Genomic DNA, 25,133 nt, shown 5'->3' with positions numbered 1-25,133 from the left:
AGCAGAAGATCATCACACCCAACTTCAGCTAAAGTTAGAGGCTCAGATTTAAAATATAATCTGACAATTAACCTAGAGGAAGCATTTCACGGTATAGAAAAAAATATTAGCTTTTCTAGCGCAGTAAAATGCGATACTTGTCACGGTAGCGGTTCTGAAAAAGGTGAAACCGTAACTACTTGCGATGCTTGCAGCGGTGTTGGAGCGACTAGAATGCAGCAAGGATTCTTTACGATCGAACAAGCTTGTCATAAATGCCAAGGTAACGGACACATTATAAAAAATCCTTGCAAGAAATGTCATGGCATGGGACGTTACCATAAACAACGAAATTTATCGGTAAATATTCCTGCCGGTGTTGAAAACGGTACTAGAATAAGACATACCGGAGAAGGGGAAGCAGGTATTAGAGGCGGTAATAGCGGTGATTTATACGTTGATATAGCAATAAAGCCACATGATATTTATAAAGTAGACGGAGCACATCTACATTGTAAACTACCTATTAGTTTTGTGAATGCTGCTCTTGGAGGAGAGATAGAAGTACCGGTAATTGAAGGCGGAAAAGTAAACTTAACAATTCCTGCAGGCACACAAAACGGTGATCAATTAAGGCTACGCAGCAAAGGTATGTCTAAAATGAGATCAACTATTAGGGGTGATATGCTTACGCATATTCATGTCGAAGTACCTAAAAATTTATCTAAAAGACAACGTGAATTACTAGAAGAATTCAAAAAAGAATCCATAAATGAAAAAGAAAATGACGGCAGCTTTTTTAATAAAATGAAAAGTCTGTGGTCGTAAATTTTATTTACCTTTCCTATAGAAATGAAACCTCCAATATTATAAAATATTATTTGCATAATATTACCGGAGGTTTTTATGCCTTATAAAAATAATAACGATTTACCTGATTCAGTTAAAAATCATCTTCCGAGCCATGCTAAGGATATTTATCGCGAAGCTTTTAATCATGGCATTTGAACCATATAAGGATGCCGATAAAAGACATGGAAATGACTCTAGAAAGACAGTTACACATAAAGTAGCATGGTCGGCCGCAGAAAAAAAATACCATAAAAATGATAAAGGACATTGGGTAGAGAAATAAGTCCAAGAATATAGACCTATTCAGAAACTCTACTTCTAGGGGTAATTTGTACGTCGATCCGGTACTCGAATCCTTACGTACAAGTGTACGCTGCGGTTCTGCGTTCTGTGTTTCCTTCAAATTCCTCCCTATAAACGAGTTTCTGAATAGGTCTAATTTATAAGTTTGTGAGATTTTAAATTGAATCCTTGAAATTCTGTAAGCCTATATGTATATTTAGTTATTAACTGAATTTAAGTTTTTATGAAATTAACAAAATTATTGAGTACCCTTTTAGTTATAGGGTTAGTTTTAGGCGGGTGCAAAAACAAAAAAAACAGTGATGACATAGTAGTCCCTATCCCTACCCTTTATAATGAAGGTATTACCTTATTGGAAAAGAAAAAATATAAGAAAGCTGCAGAAGAATTCGGAAGAGTATTTTACCAGCATCCAGGTAATGAAATGACGCCGCAAGCCGAATTGATGCAGGCTTATTCTTTATTTCTCGCCGCTCAATATGAAGAAGCGGTTGATGTGCTTGATATGTTCATTAATTTGCACCCTGCAAATGTTGACATTGCTTATGCATATTACCTTAAAGCATTATCATATTATATGTTAATTTCAGACGTAAATCATGATCAATCTAGAACTTTCCTAGCTAAAGATAGTTTTGAAGACGTAATAGCAAAATTCCCAAATACTAAATATGCTATTGATTCATCTTTAAAAATTGACCTAGTAAACGATCATTTAGCAGGTAAAGAGATGATGGTAGGTCGGTTTTACTTAAAGAAAAAGAATCCGATGGCAGCTATAAATAGATTTAAAGAGGTAATTGATAATTATCAAACTACTTCTCACTCGGTAGAAGCTCTTTACCGTTTAGCCGAGAGTTATATGATGCTCGGACTTCCGGATGAAGCAAAAAAATATGCCTCAGTGCTAGGCTACAACTATCCTGATAGTCAATGGTATAGTTATGCGTACAAGCTAGTTCAGAACCACCAAAATTAAGCGGCATATGTTCTGCAGTCTCTCAGTTAAAAACTTCATTCTGATAGACGAGCTGGAAATTGAGTTTAATAAAGGTTTATGTGTTATTACCGGTGAAACGGGAGCCGGTAAATCTATTTTACTTGATGCTATTTTATTTTGCTTAGGTTATAAAACTTCAAATAATATAATAAAGCGTGGAAAAGATTACGCTGTTGTTACTATAATATTCTCTTTAAATGAAGAAATAAAAAATTTTCTAATTCAAAATTTGATTGAACCTGAAGAGTTATTGTTTGTAAAGTGTCTGCAAAAAGCCGAAGGACGAAAAAATTTTTTCATTAATAATCAAGTGGTTACTAAAGCTCTTATGCAGCAATTAGCTACTTATTTATTCGAGCTTCATGGACAAAATAATAGTATTTCTCTCCTAGAAGCAAATACGCAGCGTGATATTTTAGATAGTTATGGAAATCTTTTGGACTTTCGAGCAGAGCTTTCCAAATGCTATCAGACTTGGCAAAATACTCGGAAAGAACTGGCCGAAATAACACTTAAGCAAAATTCTATAGAACAAGAAATTGATTATTTGAGCTTTGCAACGGAAGAATTAACTAAACTGAACATTCAAACAGGTGAAGAAGAAAAATTAGCAAATCTACGAAAAGATTTGCAAAATAAAGATAAGGATTTACAGCTAATAAAAGATATTTTAGAACAGATTAATAACCCTGAAATAAATACATCGATTAATAGAGCAGAGAAATTATTAGCAAGGCAAGGCAACAATGAGCGTTTTGAAGCTATCGTTACAAGTTTAGAGGAAGCCTATAATAATCTAGAAGAAGCACGCCAAGAATTATCAAATCTGTTAGATAGTTTTAATTATGAGGAATATAATCTTGAAGAAACAGAAGAAAGATTATTTTTAATAAAAGCTATTAGCCGTAAATATAATGTTCCTGCTGATGAGTTAGGTGTGTTTTTAGATAAATCTTTAGAGCAGCTCAGTATATTAAAAAACAAAATAGCAAATAGTAATGAGTTGAAAGCTCAAGAAGTACTACTGCAGAAAAAATATTATGAACTAACGAGTAATTTATCTGCAAAGCGTCTTATTGTTGCAAAACATCTAGAAGAATCGTTGCATCAGGAGCTAAAGCAGCTTAAAATGGCGAAAGCAATTTTTGAGATTGAGATAAATGCTAAAGCACCAACAGCCGACGGTAATGACGATATTGTGTTTAAAGCGTCTACTAACCCGGGAACAGCAGCTGCAGCAATTAATAAAATCGCTTCCGGCGGTGAATTATCAAGATTCATGTTAGCTTTAAAAACTTCTTTGTTTGATAAAATGGTAAAACCATCTATTATATTTGATGAAATAGATGTCGGGATTGATGGAGAGGTCGCAGATAAAGTAGGTGAGCGATTAAAAAAACTTAGTAGCGTTACTCAAGTAATAGTTATTACGCACCAGCCGCAAGTAGCAGGTAAAGCGGATTTGCATATAAAAATCCAGAAAACACAGCTAGAGCAAGAAACGAAAGTAACGGTAAAAGCTTTAAATTTAGCTGAAAGACAGGAGGAACTCGCCCGCATGATTTCAGGTAAAACAATCACCAAAGCAAGTTTAAAAGCAGCAAAGGAGTTGTTGCATTTGTAATAGGCACTAGCGGTACGGTTTTTATGTCATTCCTGCGAAAGTGGGAATGATATAATAGGGAACATATGAACAACAACTACACAAAATTAGAAAACGAATTTGCAACCATCTCACATTTTAATAATATCTTAAGCATATTATACTGGGATGTTGCCGTAAATATGCCTATGGGTTCAGGTGAGAGTAGGACAAACGAAATAGTAACTTTAATGTCGCTAGTTCATTCTATGCTCAAATCTCCTATTCTAAAGGAGCTACTTAGCAAGGCAAAAGAAGAATCAAAGAACCTTGATGAATGGCAGAACGGTAATATTAGAGAGATTGAGAGAAAAGTAATAGATGCAAATTGTATTGACGAGCAGCTACAAAAGAAATTGGTAGCAGCTACTACTAAAGCCGCACTTGTTTGGCGAGAAGCAAGAAAACATAACGACTATAATTTATTCAAATCACACTTACAAAAAGTCTTAGATTATACGAAAAAAATTGCTAAAGTACGAGCAGATGCTTTTAATTGCGGATTATACGACTCATTAATAGATATGTTTGATCCAAGCAGAAAAAGTAGCGAGATCAAACAAGTTTTTTCAGTACTTAAAAAAGAACTCCCGCAGCTCATAAATAAAGTTTTAGAAAAACAGAAAACCGAGAAAGAACTAGTAAAGCACAGCGAACTAGCTCCTGAAATGCAAAAGCGTATCGGAAAACGCATTATGGAAATTATGCAATTTGATCTAACAAAAGGACGATTAGACGAATCGACTCATCCTTTTTGCGGTGGAACGCCAAACGATATACGTTTAACTACTAGGTATGATAAAGATAATTTCATAAGTGGTTTAATGGGAATTATTCACGAAACAGTACATGCTTTATATGAGCAGAATCTACCGGAAATATATAAAGGGCAGCCGTTTGGGCTTGCTAAAGGTATGGCCTTCCATGAAAGCCAATCTTTATTTATGGAAATGCAAGTAGGTAGATCAAGAGAATTTACCGAATTTTTAGCTAAATTACTTAGAGACGAATTTGCTTTTAAAAGCGAAGAATATTCAGCGGCAAGTTTATATAGAAAAATTACAAGAGTTACGCCTGATTTTATAAGAGTAGATGCAGATGAAGTAACTTATCCAATGCATGTAATATTACGTTTTGAGATAGAGGAAATGCTTATCAATGGCGACTTGAATCTCGATGAGTTACCAAGCTGTTGGGATAGTAAGATGCAGGAATATTTAGGCGTTAAACCGGTAAGTTTTAGTAACGTCTGTCTTCAAGATATTCATTGGTCACACGGAAATTTTGGTTACTTTCCCGCCTATACAAACGGTGCAATTATCGCATCAATGGTGATGAAAAAAGTAAAAGAGATGCATTCAAATATAAAAGATGATATATTAAAGGGTGATTTTAGTAATCTAAATAAGAATTTTAGAAATCTCGGTTCGTTAAAAAATTCAGCTGATTTATTAAAAAGTGCTAGCGGTGAGGAAAAAATTAGCCCTGAGGTGTATATAAGATATTTAGAAGGAAAGTATTTATAGTAATAAAACGTTATTGCGAGGAAATTACGAAGTAATTGACGAAGCAATCTAAGGCAAATTCCTGAGATTGCCACGCTCCTTGCAGTCGCTCGCAATGACGGCTTATGACAAAAACTAAACAATACAAACAATAATATGGAAGAAGACTTAAAAAAAACAGGTTATTTATTTGGCGGAAATGCTGTTTTTGTTGAAGAGCTATATAAGCAATATCTAGCCAACCCTGCCTCGGTTGATCAAACTTGGCAAGAATTTTTTGCCGGCATTAAGGATAATAATACTTTACTCAATAAAAGTACGGCAAAAATAATTATCCCTGATGAAATAAAAAAAGAATCGTTAAATAATAATTTATCTTCTGAAGACTTAAATAGTTTAAAAGCTAAGGAAATGATCAATGCTTATCGCAAACATGCTCACTATTTAGCGAATCTTGATCCGCTTGGTCTTGAGCTACGTAAAACAAAAAATGATTTAAAACTTAATATAGAAACTTTTGGTCTTGATAGCGGTCAGCTAGAAGAAAATATCAATATTACGGATGAATTTGTCGGTACTTGGAACTGTAAATTATCTGAATTAGTGACCAAGTTCGATAAAGTTTATACAGGTTCTATAGGTGTAGAGTTTGAGCAAATAGAAAATGTAGCAGGAAAAAACTGGTTATATAATAAGCTAGAAAGCGAAATTACGTTTTCTTCTGAAGACAAAAAAACTATCTTAAATGATTTAGTAGAAGTAGAAGGGTTTGAGCAGTATTTACATACAAAATTTCCCGGAGCTAAGCGTTTTTCCGTTGAGGGTGGTGATGCTTCTATAGTTGCTATGAGTAAAGCTATAGATTTATCCATGCATCAGGGCGTCTCAGAAATTGTTATCGGTATGGCACATCGAGGGAGATTAAACACTCTAACTAAAGTAGTAGGTAAGCCATATAAAGCCGTTATTGCGGGCTTCATAAGCGGCAGCGTATTTCCTGATGAGCTAAATGTTTCAGGCGATGTAAAATACCATTTAGGCTATTCGTCCGATAGAACTCTAGAGGATAAGAAAATACACTTGTCGCTAGCCGATAACCCTTCACATTTAGAAGCGGTAAATCCTATAGTTGCAGGAAAAGTAAGAGCAAAGCAAGATATTCTTGGAGATACTAAACGCAGCAAAGTCAAAGCGATTTTAGTGCATGGCGATGCTGCTTTTTGCGGTCAGGGCGTGGTTGCCGAGAGTCTATCAATGTCACCTTTAGCTGCTTATGATATCGGCGGGATATTGCATTTCGTCATTAATAATCAGTTAGGTTTTACGGCTAATGCTGCAGATACTAGAGCTAGTAGATATTCTACGGAGTTTGCTAAAATCATAGCTGCCCCGATTTTACACGTTAATGGTGACGATATAGAAGCAGTGTTAAAAGCCACCAATATTGCGGTAGAATACAGGCAGAAATTCGGTAAGGATGTTGTAGTAGAAATTATTTGTTACCGTAAATATGGGCATAATGAGGGCGATGAGCCGATGTATACTCAAGGCAAGATGTATAACATTATTAAAAACAAACTGACCCCTGGAAATATTTACGCAAATGAGTTAGTAAAAAGCGGTGTAATCGACAATAATTATTTTGCTAAGTTAAAAGAAGAATTTAAAGCAAAACTAGATAAGGAATATGAGCAGGCAAAAAGTTATAAGCAAGAAGCACATTTCTTAGGCGGATTATGGCAAGGTATTTCTCGTACTCGTACACAAGCTACAATAACGGGTATCAGTAAAAAAACATTACACGATTTAGGAACTAAACTATGCGAAATACCGAAAGATTTTGCTGTTAATCCAAAACTTGTAAAACTATTTGAAGCTCGAAAAGCCACTCTAACAGCTGATCAACCTATTGATTGGGCGACGGCAGAGCAGCTAGCTTTTGCAAGCTTGCTTGCTTCAGGCACAAATATAAGGCTAACCGGACAAGATTCAGGACGCGGTACTTTCTCGCATCGTCATTCAGTATTGCACAACCAAATTGATGATACTACCTATATACCTCTAAATAATTTATCTAAAGAACAAGCAAAATACGAGGTAGCCGATAGTAATTTATCTGAATATGCGGTGCTTGGTTTTGAGTATGGTTATTCACTCGCAAACCCAAAAAATTTAGTTTTATGGGAAGCACAATTCGGTGATTTTGCTAATGGAGCTCAGATTATTTTTGACCAGTTTATTTCAAGCAGCGAAACTAAATGGCTTCGTATGAGCGGGCTTGTGGTTTTGTTACCTCATGCATTTGAGGGACAAGGACCGGAGCATAGTTCGGCAAGACTTGAGAGGTTCTTACAACTGGCGGCTGAGAATAATATGTATGTTACATACCCTACTACCCCTGCTTCGATTTTCCATCTGCTACGTCGCCAAATACTTGATGATACCCGTAAACCGTTAATCGTAATGTCGCCGAAATCATTATTACGTCATAAATATGCCGTATCTAAACTTGACGAGCTAGGTGAAAATACTACTTTCTTACCGGTTTTAGATGAAGTAACTAAAGTAGATACAAACAATATTACTAAAGTAATTTTATGCAGCGGTAAGGTATATTACGATCTATTTGAAATGCGTGGCAATAACAGTAATATAGCGATTATTAGACTTGAGCAATTATACCCTTTTGAAAAAAAACTTGTAGCGTCGCTATTAAAAAAATATAATAGGACGCAGGAATTTATTTGGTGTCAGGAAGAACCAAAGAATATGGGAACTTGGTGTTATATAGTTTCTTACTTAAACGATGCTTTAAAAGAAGCAGGAATTAATAATGAATTTAAATACGTAGGTAGAGAGGAATCAGCCTCTCCGGCTGTAGGCTCGCTGCAAGCACATAATAAACAGCAAGAGAAGCTATTAAGGGCAGCATTGGGAATATGATTCTTAGGATATTGCCTAATAATCATCATTGCGAGCGACTAAAAGGAGCGTGGCAATCTCAGGAATTTGCCTGAGATTGCTTCGTCGACGCTTATAGTGTCTTCTTGCAGTGACGATAAAACTATACAGGGCGATGCTATACAACAAATATAGGAGTAAAATAAATTATGAGCGTTAAAATTATAGTACCATCGCTTGGGGAGTCCGTAACGGAAGCAACTATTGCCAAATGGTATAAGAAAGAAGGCGATTCGGTTAAAACCGATGAATTACTGTTAGAAATCGAAACCGAAAAAGTGACTTTAGAAGTTAATGCGCCTTGCAACGGTACTATAGGTAAAATATCGAAAACTGACGGTGCAAATGTAGCAGTTGGCGAAGAAATAGGCGAAATAAATGAAGGGGCAGCTGCAAATACTGCCGGTACTAATAATGAATCTGCTAAAGCTCAAGCAGTAACGCAACCTACTTCAGAAAAGCCTGTAGAAAAACCTGCCGTAGCTAATAATACTCTTGCTCCTTCTGTACAAAAATTAGTTACCGAAAATAAGCTTGACCCCAATAATATAAAAGGAACAGGTAGAGACGGTAGAATTACCAAAGGTGATGTGCTTGCAACAATAAACACTACGGCTACTTCTGCTCCTGCAATAAGTCAATCTAATGAAGAAAGAGTGCAGCGTGTTCGTATGTCACGTTTACGTAAAACTATTGCACAGCGTTTAAAAGATTCACAAAATACAGCAGCTATTTTGACTACTTTTAATGAAATCGATATGTCAAAAGTAATTGCTTTGCGTAATCAATATAAAGAAGAGTTTGAGAAAAAGCACGCTGTGAAACTTGGGTTTATGTCTTTCTTTGTTAAAGCAACAATTGAAGCTTTAAAGCTTATTCCGTCGGTAAATGCTGAAATAGACAGCGATGATTTAGTATATAAAAATTACTATGATATAGGTGTAGCTGTCGGAACAGAGCAAGGGCTTGTTGTACCGGTTGTTAGGGATGCCGATAAAATGGGATTTGCCGAAGTGGAGAAAGCTATAGGAATTTTGGCTAAAAAAGCTCGTGAGGGTAAGCTTTCTATGACTGATTTGTCAGGTGGGACATTCTCGATTTCTAACGGAGGCGTATATGGCTCATTATTATCTACACCGATTATTAATCCTCCTCAATCAGGTATTCTAGGCTTACATAAAACCGAGGAAAGAGCTGTAGTTATAGACGGTAAAATTGAAATACGTCCGATGATGTATATAGCTTTATCTTACGATCATCGTATAATTGACGGGAAAGAAGGAGTATCGTTCTTGGTAAAAATTAAGCAGCTTATTGAGAATCCTGAAAAGTTATTGTTAAATTTGTAAAAAATTGTCATTGCGAGCAGCCGTAGGCTGCGTGGCAATCTCATGAAATAATAACCAAACTCCTGAGATTGCTTCGTCAATTACTGCGTAATTTTCCTCGCAATGACGTGGTCCCGTTTTTACTCTTTGAAAAAAAAGTAAAATCATTCAAAGAAAGGAAGTATATAATAATGATAAAATGTACTCGTCGTATTGAGTTCGATGCAGGACATAGAATTATAGAACATCAAAATAAATGTCAATTCCTGCATGGTCATCGATATGTTCTTGAGATCGCTATAGCCGCAAACAAAACCGATAAACTTGGTATGGTAATCGATTTTGGTTTAATTAAGGATTTAGCTAAAAAATGGATTGATGAAAATTTTGATCATAGCTTAATCCTACATCAAGACGATAAGGAAATGGGACAGCAAATAGAAAATTGTACCGGTCAAAAAATATATTACATGCAAAATAACCCGACTGCAGAAAATATAGCGACACATTTAAAGAATGAAATTTTTCCTAAACTTTTCGTAAGTCAAAACTTCTTCGTAACGAGCCTCAAACTATATGAAACACCGAATTGTTTTGTTGAGGTTTAGGCATGCAAGATTGCTGTTTAATTTTAACTACTACTAATGATTTACAAATTGCTGAGAAAATAGCATCTGTTTTGTTAGAATTAAATCTTACTGCCTGCATTCAAATTGACGATGTCAAAAGTTACTTTAGATGGGATGGTAGAGTAACTTTAGAAACTGAATATAGACTTGTAATTAAAACAAAATCTTCTAATTATAACGAAATTGAAAATAAACTCCTTGAAATTCATAATTATGAATTACCGCAAATAATAAAAATAAATATTGACTATGGCTTTCAAAAGTACTTAGAATGGATTGACCAAAATAATAAATAAATTTTTAGTTGAGTAAATTTAAAAATGAAGTAAGTAAATTATGAAATTATGGCAAAAAGTTACCTTAGGGTTAACCTTAGGTATTATATTTGGTATATACTTACCACAATATGTTAATTATATGAAACCTATCGGTGACATTTTCTTACGTTTGATAAAAATGATCATTACCCCTTTAATTTTCTTCAGTTTGGTTTCCGGTATCACTAGTATGAATGATAATTCTGCTCTTGGTAGAGTAGGAATGAAAGCGGTAGCCGCTTTTTTAGGTACTACTTTTTTTGCCACGGTTTTTGGACTCACTGTTGCCTTAGTATTAAAGCCAGGAGTAGGCGTACATATAGATTTCACCTCTTCAGGAACGACAAGCAGAACTTCATTTAATATAGTTGATTTTTTTGTAAATATCGTCCCTGATAATGCTGTTGGGGCTTTTGCAAACGGTGATGTCTTACAAGTTGTATTTTTTGCTATTTTTGTTGGAATTACCTTAAACAAAATGAAATCTATCGGTGAACCTATTACTGATTTAATTCATGTAATGTCAAAATTAATATTAAAAATGATATCGTTTGTTATTCAATTATCCCCTTACGGTGCTTTTGCTTTAACAGGCTGGATTGTAGGCATGCAGGGAGTTGAGGTAATGATTAGTTTATCGAAACTTGTTGTAGCGGTAGTTGTGGCGATGACATTCCAATATTTAGTTTTTGGCTTACTTATATGTGTATTCTGTCGTGTTTCACCTATACCTTTTTATAAGAAAAGTTTTGAGTATCAGATACTTGCTTTTTCTACTTCAAGTAGTAAGGCGACTCTTGCAACTACTATGCAAGTTTGTCGTGAAAAGCTTGGCATTTCAGAGTCTAGTACTTCGTTCGTACTTCCGATAGGTGCGTCAATTAATATGGACGGCTTTGCTATAAATTTATCTCTTACCACCATATTCTTTGCTCAGATGATGGGAGTAACACTTGCTCCTCACGACTATTTAGTAATTATTCTCACCTCAACACTTGGATCTATCGGTGGTGCCGGTATTCCCGGTGCCTCTTTGATAATGCTTCCTATGGTTCTTTCTTCGGTTCACTTACCTATAGAGGGAGTAGCAATTATTGCTGGTATTGACCGAATACTTGATATGCTACGTACTACTATCAATATTACCGGCGATGCAACAATTACTATGATTATAGATAACAGCGAAGATACTTTAGATAAGGAAGTATATTTATCTTAATGATATTGCTAACTAAGACCAGACATTGTCATTGCGAGCAACTATAAGCATTGTTGTCTGAATTGAAAAATGCGTTTTATGTCATTCCCGCGAAAGCGGGAATCCAAGGAAAAGCAAAATTAAAATATAGTTATCAAAATTTCTTTTCTTATTTTTAATTTAAAAAACTATTGATTTTAGAATCTAAAGTATGTGTTATAATAATTATATTAACTTAAGGTTGAAGACATATGTTAAATTTCCTAAATAATACAGTACAATCAAAAAGGTTTGTATCTATAAATAATAGAATTTCAGTCAGTGATATACCTGAATCGTTTTGGTATTATATCGCTGAAAATAGCTGTGATATTAATTGGGAAAATATACCATTACAAAAAAGTCCTTTTCAGATTGTTACTACTCAAGGCTTAATTCAAGCATTAAAACCCAAAACCATAATTGAATTTGGAAGTTTTAAAGGAGCTTCTGCCCTTTGGTTAGCAGATATACAAAGTTTATCGGTAAAAGACGGTAAAGTTATTAGTATAGATATCGATTTTGAAAATATTGATCAAGCCGTAAAAGAAGATAATAGAATAGAATTTTTACAAGGTGATTCCAATAAAGTAGAGGCAATATTCCCAAAAGAAAAAATATCTGAAATAGTACATCCTATACTTTGAATAGAAGATGCTCATATTAATACTATAGGTATTTTAGAATATTTTCATAATAATATTTTTGAAGAAGGGGATTATTTCATCATTGAAGATACTAATATTGACTATAATAATGCGTGCTATGATGTTTGGAGGAAAATTTTAGATGAAAAAACTTGTATAGCAAAATTAGAAAATTTAAACAATAAAATCGTTAGATTAACTAGCTGGTTGAAAGAAAACAAAGATTTATATTTAGTAGATACAAAATATGTAGATCCGTTCGGTATTATTAGTGCTTCTAAAAATTGGAACTCAGTTATAAAAAAGATTTAGATAAATTATGAAAAAGGAAATTTATCTAAAAAATTTTAATATTAATAGTGATGAGGTTTTAAACAATTTTACTAAAAATCCATATAAATCTACTGTATTTTTTAAAAATTTTTAGAAACAAAATATGTAAATTATACAAAAGAAATTAAAGATGCCGTAAATAATAATGCAGAAATTATACATATAAAAAATATCGATCAAAAAAATTATAATATAATGACTCCCTATGACGGTGAGGTACGGATTAGCGGAATAGAAGAATTAATTTATCATATGTATGGAGTAATAGGGATAATTGGTAGTTTGCCTGTATTATATAAAGAGGAAGATAAGAATATTATTAGAGCAGTAGCACCAAGACGTAATTCTCATAATGAACGTAGCTCTCAATCGCCGTATAATGATTGAGATTGGCATGTAGATGCTGCATACCGTCCAAAATGACCAAGAAGAGTGATAACTTATCTCCTATAGTTGACTATTTAATTTTTGGGATTGTACATAAAGGACATGAGAATCTACCTATAGTGTATATTAGCCTTAAAGATATATTAAACCAATTGAGCTACCAAGATATCTTAATCGGGCTTAGTAATGAATTTACAGTAATAAGTGCAGATTCTTTTTCATGTAAAATAGTGAGCAAGGACCTCCCTTTATTAGTGAACATGTTACCGGTTATTATAGCAGAATAAAAATGGATGCTATTCCTGAAACACAAAGAGCAGCAGGGTTTTTAAATCAAATTAGAGAAATCGTAGATCAAAAATCTACGCAAAACTATATATATGTTACGTCCGATGATATTGTTGTATTAAGCAATAAAACGGTTTTACATAAAAGAGATAGCTATAGTCCTAAATGGGATAGAGAAGACCGTTATTTTATTAGAATATAGTCAGTGAAAGATATAAACCAAGATATATTAGCAAATGCTGCTCAACCTTGGATATGGGTATAATAACCATCACACCAGACGGCTTTATGTAAATTACGTAAAAACGTCATTGCAAGCATTCATAGAATAGTGGTAATTGTCCAGTAGATAGGATCTTGTTGCATGGATCGATTTTTCAGTTGTCATACCGCGACTTGATCGCGGTACCCAGCTTAAAATACTAAAATTATTAGTATCAGAAGTTGTTTTTATAGTATAATAGTCTAACCACAGCATGACATCGCATGCGTTTGTCCGATACATGCAACAACATCGCAGTCGTAGACTGCATGGCACTCCCCAAAAAATAATAAAAAAATTCTGTAAATCAGAATTTTTTCTCTTCCTTACTTCGTCAATTGCTATGCAATTTTCTTGCAATGACAGAGACAGAACATAAGGCAGAAAATTAAGATAGGTTTTTACCCTAACTTGTGAAGTATAAATAGAAACACTACAAAAATTTAACGGTGAGAATTGAGAAGCTTTTTTATTGCTTTTTTCTTTTCTTTGTTTTGAGTCTTTATGCTATTTCTTTCTTTTATAATTTTCAGTTTATTTTTAAATGGAGCAACAAATAAAGCAGTATAGTATTCTGCGTCAGAAGCATGTAAAGTTCTATTAGCATCCATCGCTATCCAATCTAAAGCTCTTTTCCCTTTGAAATCTTTAATTTTTTGATCTGCTCCATATTCTAATAAAATACGAGTAGGTTCAACATTACGATATGATGATGCATAATAAGGGAAGTCATTCCGGTTTTAGAATTTTGAACATTAGGATTAACACCTAACTTAAGCAAAAGTTTTATTAAATCAAGATTAGTTCTTTCTGCGGCTAACATCATTCCGGTAATACCGTCTTCATATCTTAAATTAGGACTCATTCCCTGATTAATTAAAAGTTCGGCAATTTCCGGCTTCATAAATCCTATATTTATATGGATTAAATTCATGGATGCACCACACTTTAATAAAAAATCGGCAATTTTTTTATATTATTATTCGATATAGCATAATCTAAAGGAGTCCAGCCCAAGTATGGTTGATTTACTCCATATCCCTCATCTAATATTTTTTTACTTCATCAATATTATCTGCTTTAATAGCATCTGCTATCGGTGTAATTGGATTTCTGACTTTTTGATCATACTCAACACCATTCACATATATCTTTTTTAAACTCAAGTTTACATTCCATAACATGAATAGAAGAAATAATAAAAATAATTATAAACTTTAAAATTACTTGAATAATTTTCATATAATCAATCTAGGTACTATGTAGCTATGCAGCATTAAACCTTTGTCGGTAAGATAGATATTTTCATCTAGTCTAATTAAGTCTAACGCTTGATAATGCTTAAGATTATTCATATCTAAAATATTCTCTAATTTCGTGTTTAATTTCTGCTCTAATGTAGAAATATTTATACCTTTGCTAAGGCGTAAACCCATCATTAGCATTTCTTCAATAATCTCTTGATGTGTTAACTTAGTATTAGTTTGAATACCAACATTTTTTGTTTTAACCGAATCTAACCATTTTTCAGGTTTATGCCACATCATAATTGCCGATACCGAACTTGAGGATTCAATGATTCTACTATGAGCTCCGGGGCCTATACCTAAATAGCTATTATAATTCCAATAAGTTAAATTATGCAAACATTCATGCCCTATCATAACATAATTGGATATTTCATATCTAAAATACTTTTTAGATTCTAGATAATGATTCGTCCATTCATACATTTCAGCTGCCGCATCTGAATGCGGCAAAATCAGATTACCCTCCTTAAATAATTTATAAAACGGCGTGCCTTTTTCGATAGTTAATTGATAAAGAGAAATATGCGAGGTAGCGAGCTGCATAGCTTGTTTTAATTCTTCTTGCCAGTCTTTTAATGTCTGACCGCTACGTGCATATATTAAATCAAATGACACTCGTAGAAAAATCGTATTTGCCGCCTCAATTGTTTTAATGGCCTGCATACAATCATGAGTTCTACCTAATTTTTTTAAATCGTCTTCTTTTAAGGATTGCACTCCTATTGAAACACGATTAATTCCGGCGGCTTTGAATGCTTTAAATTTTTCAGTTTCAAAGGATGTGGGATTAGTTTCTAGAGTTATTTCGGTTTGATTATCAATAATTGCTAGATTACTGATTTTATTTATTATTCCTTCAACTATTACAGGATTCATTAAAGAGGGAGTACCGCCCCCAAAAAAAATAGATTTTATATATTTATTTTGAATAATATCCTTAAAATATTCAATTTCAGTTTCATAAGATTTAAGCCACTGATTATGATCTATAGTACTTGCCACATGAGAATTAAAATCACAATACGGACATTTTGACAAACAAAAAGGCCAATGAATATAAATACTTAAATCATTAGCCATAACTCTCATATTTTGTATTTTTGCTAGTGCTAGCTTAGGTTTTATTCAAGGTGTATGATAAAACACTATTCTAATTCAAAGAAAACTTTAAATAAAGCTTTTAATTTAATAGATATTATTAAAATTATGAAAAAAAATTACCCACTATTTTATAATTTTTTTATTAACTTTTTGTGTTCAAGCTATGGGAAGTAATAATGAACAAATATATAACCCAAAAGACACTAAATTTCTAGAAGAAGCTGAAGCTCTAAAATGGGCAAAAGAGCGTACTGATAAAACAGAAAAGACTTGCCAATCTATGCCTACTTATAAGGTAGTTAAGAAAGAAATAGAATCTGTTTGCTATGATCAAAGAAAAACTCCTTTTGGCGCTATACGTAAAGGTTACGTGTATAATTTTTGGATGGATTATAAAAACCCGCAAGGGTTATGGCGTAGGGGACATTGGTTGAGAATTATTCGAAAAATAAACCAAATTGGGAAGTTCTAATCGATTTTGATAAATTATCCAAAAAACTCGGTAAAAAAGTAATGTATTGAGGTGGGAGTGATCGTTTTCAAAACCCTAATCGTTTCTTAATTACCATATCATTTGGCGGTAAGGATTAGATGTTTTTTAGAGCGTGGGATTTAGAGAAAAAAGATTTTGTAAAAAATGGTTTTGAGCCAAAAACAAGTAGCGGAAAATTACTAGAAGGTAAATTTACTGTCCCTACTTGGGTTGATCAAGATACTATTATATTTAATCCAGTTTTGCATCAAGAGGAAGTGACTGACTCTTTATATCCTAGCTCGCTCTACATATGGAAGCGAGGAGAACCTATAGAGAAAGCCAAAAAACTATTTGAAATACCACAGAATTATATACGTGTATCAGCCAGTAAGCTTTATCCGATAATATTTCTTCATCTTTAATATTTATATCTGCAGATAAGGATTTTTATAATTACGATAATTATATTTTAGATACTAAAGATGAGAGCTTAAAATTACAAAAAATAAATATGCCATCAGATGCAACACCTGAAGGTTCTTTTAAAGAATATGTATTTTGGCTACTGCGTTCCGATTGGCAATTTAAAGATAGTAATATAAAACAGGTTCACTTGTTGCTATACACTACGCTGATCTTCTAAAAGAAGATAGCTATAAAGCTAGCTTAAAAATATTATTTATCCCAACAGAGAGGGAAGTATTGTATTTTGTAGGAATGACTAAAGATACGGTATTTTTAACTAGCTATAAGAATGTTATTTCAAAAGTAGTCACATTTACATTAGAAAATAATGAATGGACAAAACCGGTAACTTTTAAACTGCCTTATGAAAATACAATTTTTGGTATGTTGTCTGATGATGAGGAAGAAGATGCATTAATTACTATAGAAAATTCTATAGTTCTTCCAACTATCTATTTATGGAATAAAACTCATGAATTAAAAGTTATTAGAAAGCCTTTATATCCGTTTGATAGCAAAAATTATGTTGTAGATCAAAAGGAAGCTACAAGCTCGGATGGAGTTAAAATACCATATTTTATTGTCTATAAAAAGGTACAAAATTTGATGGTAAGAATCCAACATTACTTGAAGCATACGGCGGTTTTCAAGTAATCAACTCTCCATATTTCTCTCGCATGGAAAATGAAGTATGGGTTAAACATGGCGGGGTTAGTGTTCTTGCTAATATTAGAGGTGGCGGAGAGTTTGGTCCTGAGTGGCATAAGGCGGCTCAAGGAATAAAACGTCAAACCGGCTTGAATGATTTTATTGCAGTAGCAGAGGATTTAATAAAGCAAAATATTACTAGCCCTGAGTATTAGGCATTAAAGGAGGAAGTAACGGCAAATTGCTAGTAAGTGTTGCAATGACGCAGCGTCCTGACTTATTTGGAGCTATAGCATTTGAAGTGCCGATACTTGATACGATACGATATAAAGAATTCGGAGCAGGACATTCATGGGTTACAGAATATGGTGATCCAGCAAAAGTAGAAGATTTAGTACATATCAAAAAATATGCACCGCTAGAGAATTTATCTTTAACGCAAAAATACCCAGCTGTGTTAATTACAGATTCAGTATTAGAGCAGCGTGTACACCCATGGCATGGAAGAATTTTTGAGTATGTGCTTGAGAAAAACCCAAATACTAAAACTTACTTTCTAGAAAGTGTGGATAGTAGGCATGGTAGTGGTAGTGATTTAAAAGATAGTGCCAATTATTTGATCAATATTTATACATTTTTTGCAAATGCTTTGAAATTAAAAATTAATTAAATTTAATACTAGGTCAATATGTGTTACTTATTATACTACCGGATAGTTAAAAAAAAACAGTCGATGTCATTCCTGCAAAGACACATGGGTGTCAACTTAAGGAAAAGGTCACTCCGTGGCTTGACCACAGGGTCCATATAATTTTAGTATTTTTAACTGGATCCCGCGATCAAGTCGGCATTGTTGCATGGACCGGAAAACCTACGCGATGTCATTCCCACGTAGGCGGGAATCCAGAAAAATAACTTCAATATTGCTACAGAAGTTACATACTTGATAAAATAACCATATAAACACTTGTTTTTATATACTTGACTGGATTTCCGCCTTCGCAGGAATGACATAATGTAGATATAATATAAATTCAAGAAAACAATTTTCCAATTCCACTACGTAATAGATTTTTAGGATTCATTTTACCGGCTTTTTTCATCATCTCGCTTATTTGTTTATATTGCTTTAGCAAAATATTTACCTTTTGTACCGTAGTTCCTGCTCCAGCGGCTATACGTTTCCTACGAGAAGCATTAATTATATCAGGATTTTTACGTTCTTTTGGCGTCATAGATAAAATAATTGCTTCTTGATGTTCAATTATTTTACTATTTAACTTTGATTGATCTATTTGATCCATAATTTTACCGCTACCCGGTAACATACTAAGTATACTTCCAAAACCTCCCATTTTTTTTATACTTCTCATTTGCTGAAGATAATCATTTAAATCAAACTTACCCTTTTTTAATTTAGCTGCTGTTTTTTCGGCTTCTTCTCTATCAACGATACCAGCTGCTTTTTCAACAAAAGAGATAATATCACCCATATCCAATATTCGAGAAGCTAAACGTTCAGCATTGAATTCTTCTAAATCAGTTAGGTTTTCACCGCTACTTAAAAATTTAATCGGCTTTTTAGTAATATATTTTACACTTAGTGCTGCACCACCCTTGGAATCGCCGTCAATTCTAGATAAAATTAATCCTGAAATTTCTAACTTTTCATTAAAACTACTTGCCGTAACTACTGCATCCTGCCCTGTCATACTGTCGATTACTAACAAAGTTTCTGTAGGCTCCACTATCTTTTTTATTGCAAGCGCTTCCTCCATCATCGCTTTATCAATTTGTGTACGACCTGCCGTATCATAAATTACGACATCATAAGCAGAAATTTTAGCCTCGGCAATAGCTCTTTTGACAATATCGAGGGGTTTCTCACCTTGCACAATAGGTAATGAATTAATCTGTACTGAGTTTGCAAGTATAGCGAGTTGCTCTTGTGCGGCCGGTCTGTAAGTATCCAAAGAAACAAGTAAAACTTTCTTATTTTGATTTCTAAGCTGTAAAGCAAGCTTACTACTCGCCGTAGTTTTACCGCTCCCTTGCAGCCCTACCATTAGGAAATTTACGGGCGGCTTTGAATTTAAATTTAGCTTTGTCTCACTTTCACTTGAAGCTAAGAGATTGATCATCTCTTCATGGATAATTTTAATTATCATCTGTCCAGGTGAAACAGACTTAATAACCTCCTGCCCTAAAGCTTTCTGTTTAACTTCCGCTATAAAATCTTTTATCACCGGTAATGCAACATCTGACTCTAAAAGAGCCACTCTTATATCCCGCATAGCAGCATCTATTTGGGCTTCCGTCAAAATGCCTGAGCTAACTAGCTTATCAAAAATCTTCGTTAAATTTTGTGTTAAAGTTTTAAACATGCAAATAATTTAATTTATAAAGTTCCTAAAACCTAATATATACTACGAGTAAATGGACAATAGTCAAAATAAAACATAAATTAAATTTATATTCTAGAGGGAAACCGCTTTCTATCTTGAATATCTATTAACTATTTTTTTTAAAAGGAGTATATTTCTCTCAATATATTTTGTTGTTTTATGGATAACATAGAAAGGAACGTAGTGATATCGTGTTAATTACTAGAAAACTCATTCACCACTAATATATAACTTGTTTTTAAGTCCAAATCATAATCAATGGTATTATATATTAACTTTTTTATGTCGGTAAATTTTTGCAGTAAATACAAAGGGTGTCTATTTGATAGTTTATTAAAAATCTTATTTTCTAAATCTAGAAGTTCAATATTAACATTGGCAGATTTTTTAAGGATTCTATTCATTAATAATAATAAATTATCAATAAAATCTAGCCATAATTCTCGGTCTTTAGTAGTAAAGCGATTAATGAAATCTAACGTTTTGTTATCTGCTATCGACTGAATAAACTCAGAATATAATTCGTTTTTAGTATGATGGATAGATGATCTAACATTAATTTTAAAACATCTTGATCTAATTGTAGAAATAATACTTGCAGCTCTTGAAGTAATTAAAAAAATGTAACTATTCTTTGGTGCATCTTCAAGAATTTTTAAGCATGAATTCGCTGCATTCAAATTCATAAGATCCGCCGAATAAATTATTGCAACTTTATAACCTGAAATTGCAGAAGTTTTATTTAAGAAGTCTTGTAATTTTCTTATTTGTTCAATAGAAATATTTTTAGCATTAGATGTAGCTGAAGTTTCCCTAGCGATGAAATGATAATCAGGATTGTTTTCAAGAGGAATACTATTCTTAAAAAGCTTAATATATATAAACTCTTCTAAATCTTTTAAAGCTTGCTCTATATTTTCGGCTTCGATAAGCCAACTATTGTATAGCTTATTATGTTTTAAGTTAAACTCTAGGCGTTCAATTATCAATGGTTGTAATATCGTTATGAATTGTACTTAAGAAGTATTCTATATCATTCCGGCTTTTGCAGAGCATTGTTGCATGAGCCAGTTTTTCTAGTGCCACCCCGCAAGCTTGTAACGGGGTTCGGAAATTATTAGTACTGTAAATACGTTACTTCTTTTAATTACAAGCTTCTTTCATTTTTCTTCCGGCTCTAAAAGTAGGTTGATTGTAAGCATCTATTTTCATTTTTGCTCCGGTTTTTGGGTTACGACCCTCACGTGCTTTTCTATGATGTATTTCAAATGAACCGAAACCTGTTATATTAATATTATGGTGGCTCTTTATAGCACTAATCACACTATCAAGAACTAAATTAAGTGCTTTCTCGGCCTCAGCTTTTGTTAATGTTTTATGTGAAGCATGTTTATGATTATGACCATGGTCGGTCATAAATGCTATAAATTCGGTTTTATTCATTCTTTTTTGTTCTTTTTTGTTATGTGTACTCATAATAAAATTAATTCTCCTTTGATAGGTTAATATGCATTAATGTTTTTTTATAAAACAATATATACAACTGGCAATAATATACATCAATATATTTTTTATGTGAGTTAATTATAACAAACTACCCACATACTGCAAATGCCAGTTATTTACAAAGTTTAAAATATATACGTTATTATATTAATTTATAGAAAAATGTAGCCATTTTACATCAGTTATACTGTTAAAACTATCTTAATCAAGTAATTAAAGTGAAAATTTATCATTAAAACCCTAATTTATTGTCAGTAGTAAATTACAAAAACTAATTTTCTACTCTATAAAAAATTATAAGTTTTTTAATAAAAAACAATATATACTTAATTTACATAAAAAGTGGAAACCGTCTTTCACCTTTTATATAGAATATTTCTAACCGAATAGCAGATTATGTAATAATTCGCTATTCACATTAATTTAGAATAAAATTTTTAAAGAAAAATATATTAAATCCAATGTTATTGTCTGAAATTTGTATTAAACGCCCTGTCTTTGCTACAGTTTTGAATTTGGTTATCGTAGCTCTTGGAGCAATTTTTTTTACAAAACTACAAATTAGAAGCACTCCGGATATTTCAGTTCCTATTATAAATGTCGAAGCTCATTATACAGGTGCCGATGCCTTATATATGGAGCAAGAAATAACGACACGTATAGAAAAAGCTTTAAAGACGGTTAAAAATTTAGATTATATAACTTCTCAAAGTTCTACCAGCAAAAGTAGTATTACTTTATCGTTTCTATTATCTACCGATATTGAAGTAGCACTAAACGATGTCCGCGCCAAAATATCGGATATCACTTATATGTTCCCACAAGATATGAAAACCCCGTCAGTTGCAAAACTTGATGCCGATAGTTTCCCAAGCCTCTTCATAAGCGTTGAAAGTGATCAATATAGCGATTTAGAATTAACAAAGATCGTCAAAGATAATCTACAAACACCGTTAGATAAACTTGAAAGTGTAGGACAGTCACAAATTTACGGCGGTCGGGAATATATAATGAGAATAGAACCCGATTCTAAAAAATTATATCAACATAAAATTTCTTTATTGGAGATTGAATCCGCAATAAAAGAGCAAAATAAAGATTATCCCGCAGGTACGATTAAAACAAAAAGTAATAATTTTATAGTAACTCTTGAAGGTTCTTTATCTACACCGGAAGAATTCGGTAATATTATTCTAAAAGTACAAAACGGAGGTATCATAAAATTACGAGATATAGCAAAAATATCTTTAACTTCTCCCGATGAGGACATAATTTTTAGATATAACGGCAAAAGCTCTATTGCCCTTGGTCTTATAAAAGAATCAAAAGCTAACGTCATAGATTTATCACATGAAGTAACTAAAGCACTAGAAAGAATTAAAGAATCCATGCCCAAAGGAATAAGCATGGGTATCGCATATGATGGAGCAACGCCTGTAAAAGCATCAATTTATGCAGTATTTCAAACAATTTTTGAAGCTTTAATATTAGTAGTTTTAGTCACTTATTTATTTCTTGCTTCTGCTAAAATTACCTTAATTCCGTTTGTGACGATTCCGGTATCGTTGATCGGTACTTTTAGCGTAATGTATGCTTTTGGATTTTCTATTAATATATTTACGCTCCTTGCTATGATACTTGCTATAGGTTTAGTGGTCGATGATGCGATAGTTATGCTTGAAAACATTTTTAGATATAATGAAATGGGGCATAAACCCATGGAAGCGGCTATGCTTGCTTCTAAAGAAATCGGCTTTGCAATCATTGCTATGACTATTACGCTTGCTGCCGTATTTTTACCCGTAGGTTTTATAGAGGGTTTTATCGGGAAATTATTTATTGAATTTGCTTGGACTTTAGCATTTTGTGTTTTGTTCTCAGGATTTGTTGCTTTAACTTTAACTCCTATGATGTCAAGTCGTATGGTTACAAAACATAATACGGACTTACCGAAATTCTTAGTAAAGTTTAACGACATTCTACAATTTATTCAAAATAAATATATTTACTATCTAAAGCTAACTTTTGACAATAAAAAGAAATTTGTCATCATTATTGCATCATCATTTATAGTGCTGATTATTAGTTTTAAATTTACTCAAAAAATTTTCGTACCCCAAGAAGATGATGGATTTTTACAAGTTTCTCTTAAAGGTCCTGAAGGGTCTAGTTTAGAATCTTCTACTAAAGTAGTGAAAGAAGCCGAAAAAATCCTTGCTAATTATAAAGATATATTAGGTTATCTGATGGTAATAGGTGCAGACGGTAGCGATAATGTTTTTGGATTCATTCCTCTAAAAAATTGGGGTGAGCGTTCTTGTTCCCAAGAAACTATTAAGAATATGTTAAATAAGCAGTTTTCTGAAATACCGGGCATGTCGATTTGCGCTATGGATCCACGTTCAATGGTTAGCGGGAATGCAAGTAGCCCTATCGAGTTTACTATTCAAACGAACCTTGAATATGATGATCTAGATAAAATATCACAACAATTTATTGATATAATGAAAACAAATCCTATTTTCTTAAACGTCAATAGAAATTTACAATCGGCAATGCCGACTATAAGTATAGAAGTCAACCGTGATAAGGCTTATTTATACGGAATGGATTTGGCAAATATAGGCAAAACGGTACAATATTTACTTGCAGGTCAACAAATCGGAAATTTTAGAATGAGTAATGATTTATATGACGTTATATTACAATCTAATCAAAAAGATCGAAAAGATATTAGCGATTTTAGTAAAATTTTAATCAGAACAAAAAATAATAATATGTTACCGCTTGAATCGATAGCCAATATTACGGAAAAAATATCAGTAAAATCATATAGTCATTATAATCATTCAAAATCCGTTACTATTTCTTCCGATCTTGCTCCTGACGGAAAAATTGATGATGCAATTAATGAAATCAATAAAATAGCTGCTAAGTTAATTGATCCTAGTAATACTATAATTGAATATATCGGAGAAATTAAACAAATGAGAGAGGCAGACAGTAATATGCTTATAACATTTGTGTTTGCTCTTATATTTATCTATTTAGTGCTTGCAGCTCAATTTGAAAGCTTTACTGACCCTTTATTAATATTACTTGCCGTACCTTTCTCAATAACCGGCGGTGTACTTGCTCTCTGGCTTGCCGGTAATAGCCTTAATATGTATAGTAATATCGGACTTATTACTTTAATTGGATTAATTACTAAGAATTCTATTATGATAGTAGAATTTGCTAATCAGCTAAGAGAAAAAGGAGTAAAGGTTCAAGAAGCTATAATAGAATCCTCAAAACTTCGCTTGCGTCCAATTCTTATGACTACTCTTGCTGCCGTAGTCGGAGCTTTACCTCTAGTTTTTGCAGACGGGGCCGGTGCTGCTGCTCGTAATTCTATAGGCTTTGTAATAGTTGGAGGATTAAGCATCGGTACTATATTTACAATTTTTGTTATACCTGTAATATATCAAACTTTTAAGAAGGATTAATAAATTATAGAATTATAAAATTTATATAGCTCAAAATGAGAAATGATTATTTTACGTTAGTTTTG

At 32.9% G+C, this 25,133-nt stretch carries 23 protein-coding genes and 3 pseudogenes; 18 read left to right on the top strand and 8 right to left on the bottom strand.

Annotated features, from left to right (window positions below):
- From dnaJ to RGRA_RS14045, 3 genes are all read left to right on the top strand, one after another.
- Positions 1-807: molecular chaperone DnaJ (dnaJ, locus tag RGRA_RS0101790; RefSeq protein ID WP_024547238.1), on the top strand; the 807-nt coding region annotated here is incomplete at its 5' end.
- 78 nt (positions 808-885) lie between these two features.
- Positions 886-987, top strand: a complete 102-nt coding sequence (locus RGRA_RS14525; RefSeq protein WP_014410415.1) for a ChaB family protein — start codon at positions 886-888, stop codon at positions 985-987.
- Positions 977-1,114 (top strand): ChaB family protein, encoded by a 138-nt coding sequence (locus tag RGRA_RS14045; protein ID WP_017443332.1) that lies wholly within the window; start codon positions 977-979, stop codon positions 1,112-1,114. The genes RGRA_RS14525 and RGRA_RS14045 overlap by 11 nt, the downstream gene beginning before the upstream one ends.
- Positions 1,115-1,138: 24 nt before the next feature.
- Here the strand turns inward: RGRA_RS14045 and RGRA_RS13090 are convergent.
- Positions 1,139-1,268: pseudogene (locus RGRA_RS13090) on the bottom strand (palindromic element RPE1 domain-containing protein); the annotation flags it as partial.
- 89 nt (positions 1,269-1,357) lie between these two features.
- Here RGRA_RS13090 and RGRA_RS0101775 point away from each other — a divergent pair.
- The 5 genes from RGRA_RS0101775 (at position 1,358) to odhB (ending at position 9,591) form a co-directional block, all read left to right on the top strand.
- Positions 1,358-2,113: an outer membrane protein assembly factor BamD gene (locus tag RGRA_RS0101775; protein ID WP_017443331.1), complete on the top strand. Its 756-nt coding sequence runs from the start codon at positions 1,358-1,360 to the stop codon at positions 2,111-2,113.
- A gap of 7 nt (positions 2,114-2,120) precedes the next feature.
- The gene (gene recN / locus RGRA_RS0101770; protein WP_017443330.1) at positions 2,121-3,758 is read left to right on the top strand and encodes a DNA repair protein RecN; all 1,638 of its coding nucleotides are present in this window, start codon (positions 2,121-2,123) and stop codon (positions 3,756-3,758) included.
- A 65-nt stretch (positions 3,759-3,823) separates the two neighbouring features.
- Positions 3,824-5,302: a carboxypeptidase M32 gene (locus RGRA_RS0101765; protein ID WP_017443329.1), complete on the top strand. Its 1,479-nt coding sequence runs from the start codon at positions 3,824-3,826 to the stop codon at positions 5,300-5,302.
- 135 nt (positions 5,303-5,437) lie between these two features.
- Positions 5,438-8,224 (top strand): 2-oxoglutarate dehydrogenase E1 component, encoded by a 2,787-nt coding sequence (locus tag RGRA_RS0101760; RefSeq protein ID WP_017443328.1) that lies wholly within the window; start codon positions 5,438-5,440, stop codon positions 8,222-8,224.
- Between the two features lie 167 nt (positions 8,225-8,391).
- Positions 8,392-9,591: a 2-oxoglutarate dehydrogenase complex dihydrolipoyllysine-residue succinyltransferase gene (odhB, locus tag RGRA_RS0101755; protein ID WP_017443327.1), complete on the top strand. Its 1,200-nt coding sequence runs from the start codon at positions 8,392-8,394 to the stop codon at positions 9,589-9,591.
- Here the strand turns inward: odhB and RGRA_RS11660 are convergent.
- A complete protein-coding gene (locus RGRA_RS11660; RefSeq protein ID WP_017443326.1) occupies positions 9,580-9,738 on the bottom strand; it encodes a hypothetical protein in 159 nt (52 codons plus the stop codon). The two genes, odhB and RGRA_RS11660, sit on opposite strands and share 12 nt — an antisense overlap.
- A gap of 23 nt (positions 9,739-9,761) precedes the next feature.
- Here RGRA_RS11660 and RGRA_RS0101745 point away from each other — a divergent pair, with 23 nt between their 5' ends.
- From RGRA_RS0101745 to RGRA_RS12065, 8 genes are all read left to right on the top strand, one after another.
- A complete protein-coding gene (locus tag RGRA_RS0101745; protein ID WP_004996555.1) occupies positions 9,762-10,178 on the top strand; it encodes a 6-pyruvoyl trahydropterin synthase family protein in 417 nt (138 codons plus the stop codon).
- Positions 10,179-10,180: 2 nt separating this feature from the next.
- On the top strand, positions 10,181-10,495 hold the full coding sequence (cutA, locus tag RGRA_RS0101740; RefSeq protein ID WP_014408264.1) for a divalent-cation tolerance protein CutA: 315 nt from the start codon (positions 10,181-10,183) through the stop codon (positions 10,493-10,495).
- A 40-nt stretch (positions 10,496-10,535) separates the two neighbouring features.
- Positions 10,536-11,735 (top strand): dicarboxylate/amino acid:cation symporter, encoded by a 1,200-nt coding sequence (locus tag RGRA_RS0101735; RefSeq protein ID WP_017443325.1) that lies wholly within the window; start codon positions 10,536-10,538, stop codon positions 11,733-11,735.
- Positions 11,736-11,965: 230 nt separating this feature from the next.
- Complete coding sequence (locus tag RGRA_RS13085) at positions 11,966-12,400, top strand: CmcI family methyltransferase (protein ID WP_017443324.1); 435 nt, start codon at positions 11,966-11,968, stop codon at positions 12,398-12,400.
- A gap of 319 nt (positions 12,401-12,719) precedes the next feature.
- The gene (locus tag RGRA_RS13080; protein WP_017443322.1) at positions 12,720-12,827 is read left to right on the top strand and encodes a hypothetical protein; all 108 of its coding nucleotides are present in this window, start codon (positions 12,720-12,722) and stop codon (positions 12,825-12,827) included.
- A gap of 101 nt (positions 12,828-12,928) precedes the next feature.
- Positions 12,929-13,120, top strand: coding sequence for a hypothetical protein (locus tag RGRA_RS0101715; RefSeq protein WP_017443321.1), 192 nt, complete (start codon positions 12,929-12,931; stop codon positions 13,118-13,120).
- A 32-nt stretch (positions 13,121-13,152) separates the two neighbouring features.
- A complete protein-coding gene (locus tag RGRA_RS13075; RefSeq protein WP_017443320.1) occupies positions 13,153-13,407 on the top strand; it encodes a hypothetical protein in 255 nt (84 codons plus the stop codon).
- A 2-nt stretch (positions 13,408-13,409) separates the two neighbouring features.
- Entirely contained in the window at positions 13,410-13,610 is a 201-nt protein-coding gene (locus tag RGRA_RS12065; protein WP_017443319.1) for a carbon starvation induced protein CsiD, read from the top strand.
- Positions 13,611-14,113: 503 nt separating this feature from the next.
- On the opposite strand, the gene RGRA_RS12245 is transcribed toward RGRA_RS12065, so the two are convergent.
- The 3 genes and pseudogenes from RGRA_RS12245 to hemW form a co-directional block, all read right to left on the bottom strand.
- Entirely contained in the window at positions 14,114-14,281 is a 168-nt protein-coding gene (locus RGRA_RS12245) for a hypothetical protein (protein WP_017443318.1), read from the bottom strand.
- A gap of 62 nt (positions 14,282-14,343) precedes the next feature.
- A pseudogene (locus tag RGRA_RS08380) lies at positions 14,344-14,687 on the bottom strand (ankyrin repeat domain-containing protein).
- A gap of 221 nt (positions 14,688-14,908) precedes the next feature.
- Positions 14,909-16,069, bottom strand: a complete 1,161-nt coding sequence (hemW, locus tag RGRA_RS0101685) for a radical SAM family heme chaperone HemW (protein WP_017443315.1) — start codon at positions 16,067-16,069, stop codon at positions 14,909-14,911.
- A 175-nt stretch (positions 16,070-16,244) separates the two neighbouring features.
- On the opposite strand from hemW, the pseudogene RGRA_RS10155 reads away from it, so the two are divergent.
- Positions 16,245-18,339 (top strand): annotated as a pseudogene (locus tag RGRA_RS10155) (prolyl oligopeptidase family serine peptidase).
- A 364-nt stretch (positions 18,340-18,703) separates the two neighbouring features.
- Here RGRA_RS10155 and ffh read toward each other — a convergent pair.
- The 3 genes from ffh to RGRA_RS0101645 form a co-directional block, all read right to left on the bottom strand.
- Positions 18,704-20,053: a signal recognition particle protein gene (ffh, locus tag RGRA_RS0101655; RefSeq protein WP_017443311.1), complete on the bottom strand. Its 1,350-nt coding sequence runs from the start codon at positions 20,051-20,053 to the stop codon at positions 18,704-18,706.
- A 215-nt stretch (positions 20,054-20,268) separates the two neighbouring features.
- Complete coding sequence (locus RGRA_RS0101650; protein WP_017443310.1) at positions 20,269-21,063, bottom strand: DNA polymerase III subunit delta'; 795 nt, start codon at positions 21,061-21,063, stop codon at positions 20,269-20,271.
- 154 nt (positions 21,064-21,217) lie between these two features.
- The gene (locus RGRA_RS0101645) at positions 21,218-21,550 is read right to left on the bottom strand and encodes an HU family DNA-binding protein (RefSeq protein ID WP_017443309.1); all 333 of its coding nucleotides are present in this window, start codon (positions 21,548-21,550) and stop codon (positions 21,218-21,220) included.
- Positions 21,551-22,041: 491 nt separating this feature from the next.
- Here RGRA_RS0101645 and RGRA_RS0101640 point away from each other — a divergent pair, with 491 nt between their 5' ends.
- Positions 22,042-25,068, top strand: coding sequence for an efflux RND transporter permease subunit (locus tag RGRA_RS0101640; protein ID WP_017443308.1), 3,027 nt, complete (start codon positions 22,042-22,044; stop codon positions 25,066-25,068).
- Positions 25,069-25,133 lie beyond the last annotated feature (65 nt).

This window comes from Rickettsia gravesii BWI-1 (genome assembly GCF_000485845.1).
Classification (GTDB): domain Bacteria; phylum Pseudomonadota; class Alphaproteobacteria; order Rickettsiales; family Rickettsiaceae; genus Rickettsia; species Rickettsia rickettsii.
The sequence above is the reverse complement of the archived record's forward strand: the minus strand, read 5'-3'. Positions and strand labels throughout refer to the sequence as shown.